Genomic DNA, 4073 nt, shown 5'->3' on the forward strand with positions numbered 1-4073 from the left:
AATTGCGCGCCGTGTCGCACACACGCCGCCACGACCGCGCGGTTGCCGTAGGCCGAATCGCCACGGACCAGAATCTGGCCGCTGGCTCCAGCGGCGCGGGCGGTGGCAATTGCTTGGGCGACCATGCGCCCGGCGCCCTTGCCCGAACCGGTCCTGCCTGCGCGCAGTCGCATCCCGGCGATCACCGGGGCCGCTGTATCGGTGCTGATCGTGGTCGCCAACGGTGAGAAGCCCTTGCGCAGCACCTGCTTGCCGGCGATCTTCGTGTGCCCGTAGGAGGCGCCCTGTTTGGCGTGTCCGTAGACCGGGCGCAGCAACGAGTCGATGTCGAGGAACGCGCGCACGTCGGACCCCGGGAGCAGATCAACGCGTCCACACAACCGCCAGGTGCGCAGCGCAGGCACGACGACCGGCGCACCGAAGTCGGAGCGCTCTCGGCGCACGCTAGCGATGCCCGTCGAGGCCATGGCGGCGCGGCGGGCGCTGCACAGCCAGCAGTCGGCCGAACGGTTGGCGTTCGGCGAGGGTTACCGGGACACCGGACTCGTGGCCGTCGGTGAGGATGAGACCCCGATCCGGCCAGAGACCTACTCCAAGACTTTCGCCGGTCATGGCAAGGCTGCGGGGTGCCGCTCATCCGGCACGACGCCCGACACACCGCCGCCACACGAATGCTCGACAGTAGGACGACCGCGTCGGCGGTGGCCAAGTGGCTCGGTCATGATCCGGCGATGACCTTGCGGATCTACGGCCATGTCTACGACGACGCGCTCGCGTCCGCGGGCAACGTGCTGCTGAGCGCCAAGCCGAGCATCGGTACGACCACGCCCTGACCGGCGTCACTCGCTCCGTCGTCATTGCCGCATCCCATCGACTGAAGGTCGGATCGCTACGCGCATCCAGCCTTGGCGTCCGCGTAATTCCCATCGTCGGTGTCTCGATGAAACTCGGTAGCTGGACCGCACTGCCATTCACCTTTTCGGGGATGGCTCCCGCAGTCGCTCGCTCGTGTGAAGCCAGTTGGCACACTCTTGGCACAAACGTGGGTTTGGAACAAACCTGCACTAGTCCCGCCCAGGGCCCTGAGCTGCGAGTATGGTGGTGGGCGCGGAGGGGATCGAACCCACGACCGCTGGTGTGTAAAACCAGAGCTCTACCACTGAGCTACACGCCCGTGCTCGGGCAGGCTACACGGCGACGAGCCGCGACGGGAAATCCCGTCAGTCGGCGCGCAACGCGGTGAGCGCGTCCGTCCACACCGACTGATCGCGGGGCTCACCGGGTCCCTTCATCTCCGCGAACCTGACGATGCCTGCACGGTCGATCACGAACGTGCCGCGGTTGGCGAACCCAGCGTCGGCGTTGAACACGCCGTACGCCTGAGCCACCTCACCGTGCGGCCAGAAGTCGGACAGCATCGGGAACGTGAAGCCGCTCTGCCTGGCCCAGACCTTGTGGGTCGGCGGTGGCCCCACGGAGACAGCCAGGGTCTGCGTGCCGTCGTTGACGAAGTCCGCGAGGCGGGCGTTGATCTCGTCCAGTTCGCGCTGGCAGATTCCCGTGAACGCCAAGGGGAAGAACACCAACAACACATCCTTGGCGCCCAGGAGCGTACTCAGTGTGACGGGCCGGCCGTCCTGGTCCTTCAACGTGAAGTCAGGCGCGCCTGCGCCGACGTCGAGCACGCTAGCGGCGCCCCGCCGTCTTGGACTTCGGCTGTACCAGTCGGCTCGCGATCCAGTCGCCGAGGTTGGCCGACGAGGTCTGCATCAGACCCGCCGTCGGCGCAGACTCGGCGATGTCGGCCGGTCGCACGTGACCGGGCTGCCCGGTCTTGGGCGTGACGACCCACACGACGCCGTCCTCGGCCAGCGGGGTGATCGCGTCCATCAGACGGTCCACGAGGTCGCCGTCGTCGTCACGCCACCAGAGCAGAACGACGTCGATGACGTCCTCCGCGTCCTCGTCGAGAAGCTCGCCACCGCTCGCATCCTCGATGTCGAACCGAATCTCGTCATCGGTGTCCTCGTCCCAGCCGAGCTCCTGGACGAGTTGATTCTTCTCGATGCCCAGTTTCTGGGCGTAGTTCGGCGAGTCCGCCGCAACCACTCTCTCCTCCTTCAGCCAGCGTGTTCAGCTTTTGCCCTATCGTTGCACGCCGGGGGGCATCACCCGACTCCTGGCGTCCCGAAAGATCAATAAGCGGCCTCGCACGCGGTCGCAGCCGAGGTCTTCGAATCGTTGAGATGGCGGATGGAGGCGTTGAAGTCATCCGGCCCCGACGCGCGCGAAATGGCGTCGGCCAGCTGCCGAGCGGCGTCGACCCAGCCGTTGAGGGCATTGGTCAGGTCGGGGGGCAGGGGGTCGGACAGGCTGCCCGAAACCAGGTCAGCGCTCTTCTTCAGCGAGTCGATCGCAGGTCCGGACTTGTTCGTCGCGTCGGGCGCGTCGTTGTTGTACGCGTCCACGTAGGCATTGACCGCTGCCACCGAGTCGCCACTGCTCGAGCCGAAGGCGTCACAGGAGGTGTGCACGGCCGCCTTCCTGACGGCCACCTGCCGTTCCGACGCGCGGGCGGCCGAACTCGATGCCACCGACGCCCGGTATTCGGGCGCGTCGGCCTTGTCGAAGGTGGCGGTGCCCTTGGTGACGCCCGTGCAGCCGACCACGATCATCGCCAGGCCTGCGAGGCTGCCCGCGACGAGGCCGACGACACGCAGCCGCAATGTCCGCCGCCCAGTCGTCACAGTCTTCAGACCGTACCGTCTGGCCCGATTCATCGCCGGTTCATTTCACTAGGCCAACCCCGATGGAACACATGCGGCACGATGGGGGCACGATGGGTACGACTTCGAAATGAAGATGAAAGTCACGTTTGACGGGGTCACGAGCCCCGGATCACGCCAACCAAGGAGCTTCAGTTGACCACCGAGTTCGCGCGCCAAGACCTGGCTCAAAACTCTGGCGCCGCAAGCGAACCCGACAGGGTGCGCGTCATTCGCGACGGCGTCGCCTCCTATCTACCCGACATCGATCCCGAAGAGACCACCGAGTGGCTCGAGTCGTTCGACGCCCTGGTGGAGCGCTCCGGCCCCGCCCGCGCGCGGTACCTGATGCTCCGCCTGCTGGAGCGCTCTGGCGAACAGCGCGTCGCCCTTCCGGCATTGACGTCGACGGACTACGTCAACACGATCCCGACCGAACTGGAGCCGTGGTTCCCGGGCGACGAGGACGTCGAACGGCGTTACCGCGCCTGGATCCGATGGAACGCCGCCATCATGGTGCACCGTGCGCAACGACCGGGAGTCGGCGTGGGCGGCCATATTTCGACGTACGCGTCGTCTGCGGCGCTCTACGAGGTCGGCTTCAACCACTTCTTCCGCGGCAAGGCGCACACCGGCGGCGGTGACCAGGTCTTCATCCAGGGTCACGCCTCGCCGGGCATCTACGCCCGCGCGTTCCTCGAGGGCCGGCTAACCGCGGACAAGCTCGACGGGTTCCGCCAGGAGCACAGCCATCCCGGCGGCGGCATCCCGTCCTACCCGCACCCGAGGTTGATGCCCGACTTCTGGGAGTTCCCGACGGTGTCCATGGGCCTTGGCCCGATGAACGCCATCTATCAGGCCCGGTTCAACCACTACCTGCACGACCGCGGCCTCAAGGACACCTCCGATCAGCACGTGTGGGCGTTCCTCGGCGACGGCGAGATGGACGAGCCGGAGAGCCGCGGGCTCACCCACGTCGCCGCGCTGGAAGGTTTGGACAACCTGACCTTCGTGGTGAACTGCAACCTGCAGCGCCTGGACGGTCCTGTGCGCGGCAACGGCAAGATCATCCAGGAGCTGGAGTCGTTCTTCCGCGGCGCGGGCTGGAACGTCATCAAGGTGGTGTGGGGACGCGAGTGGGACGCGTTGCTGCACGCCGACCGCGACGGCGCTCTGGTCAACCTGATGAACACCACGCCCGACGGTGATTACCAGACCTACAAGGCCAACGACGGCGGCTACGTCCGCGACCACTTCTTCGGCCGTGATCCGCGCACCAAGGCCCTGGTCGAACCCATGACGGACGCC

General features: G+C 66.7%; 6 protein-coding genes, 1 tRNA gene and 1 pseudogene. 2 read left to right on the plus strand and 6 right to left on the minus strand.

Translation table 11 applies throughout. The features are described from left to right. Window positions 1-380: pseudogene (locus QOI01_RS09435) on the minus strand (transposase); the annotation flags it as partial. A gap of 64 nt (window positions 381-444) precedes the next feature. Continuing rightward, window positions 445-612, minus strand: coding sequence for a hypothetical protein (locus tag QOI01_RS09440; protein ID WP_526380198.1), 168 nt, complete (start codon window positions 610-612; stop codon window positions 445-447). A 14-nt stretch (window positions 613-626) separates the two neighbouring features. Here QOI01_RS09440 and QOI01_RS09445 point away from each other — a divergent pair, with 14 nt between their 5' ends. Continuing rightward, window positions 627-833, plus strand: coding sequence for a tyrosine-type recombinase/integrase (locus QOI01_RS09445; RefSeq protein ID WP_526380200.1), 207 nt, complete (start codon window positions 627-629; stop codon window positions 831-833). Window positions 834-1099: 266 nt separating this feature from the next. On the opposite strand, the gene QOI01_RS09450 is transcribed toward QOI01_RS09445, so the two are convergent. From QOI01_RS09450 to QOI01_RS09465, 4 genes are all read right to left on the minus strand, one after another. Next, window positions 1100-1174, minus strand: a tRNA-Val gene (locus QOI01_RS09450). 46 nt (window positions 1175-1220) lie between these two features. Next, window positions 1221-1685 (minus strand): peroxiredoxin, encoded by a 465-nt coding sequence (locus tag QOI01_RS09455; protein WP_526380202.1) that lies wholly within the window; start codon window positions 1683-1685, stop codon window positions 1221-1223. 1 nt (window position 1686) lies between these two features. After that, the gene (locus tag QOI01_RS09460; RefSeq protein ID WP_526380204.1) at window positions 1687-2109 is read right to left on the minus strand and encodes a DUF3052 family protein; all 423 of its coding nucleotides are present in this window, start codon (window positions 2107-2109) and stop codon (window positions 1687-1689) included. A gap of 86 nt (window positions 2110-2195) precedes the next feature. Then, on the minus strand, window positions 2196-2747 hold the full coding sequence (locus tag QOI01_RS09465; RefSeq protein ID WP_526380206.1) for an Rv2240c family protein: 552 nt from the start codon (window positions 2745-2747) through the stop codon (window positions 2196-2198). A gap of 174 nt (window positions 2748-2921) precedes the next feature. On the opposite strand from QOI01_RS09465, the gene QOI01_RS09470 reads away from it, so the two are divergent. Beyond that, window positions 2922-4073 (plus strand): pyruvate dehydrogenase E1 component-related protein (locus QOI01_RS09470; RefSeq protein WP_526380208.1); only part of this gene is annotated, 1152 nt, incomplete at its 3' end.

The sequence above is a fragment of the Mycobacterium sp. genome (genome assembly GCF_032162605.1).
In the GTDB taxonomy this organism is placed as follows: Bacteria; Actinomycetota; Actinomycetes; order Mycobacteriales; family Mycobacteriaceae; genus Mycobacterium.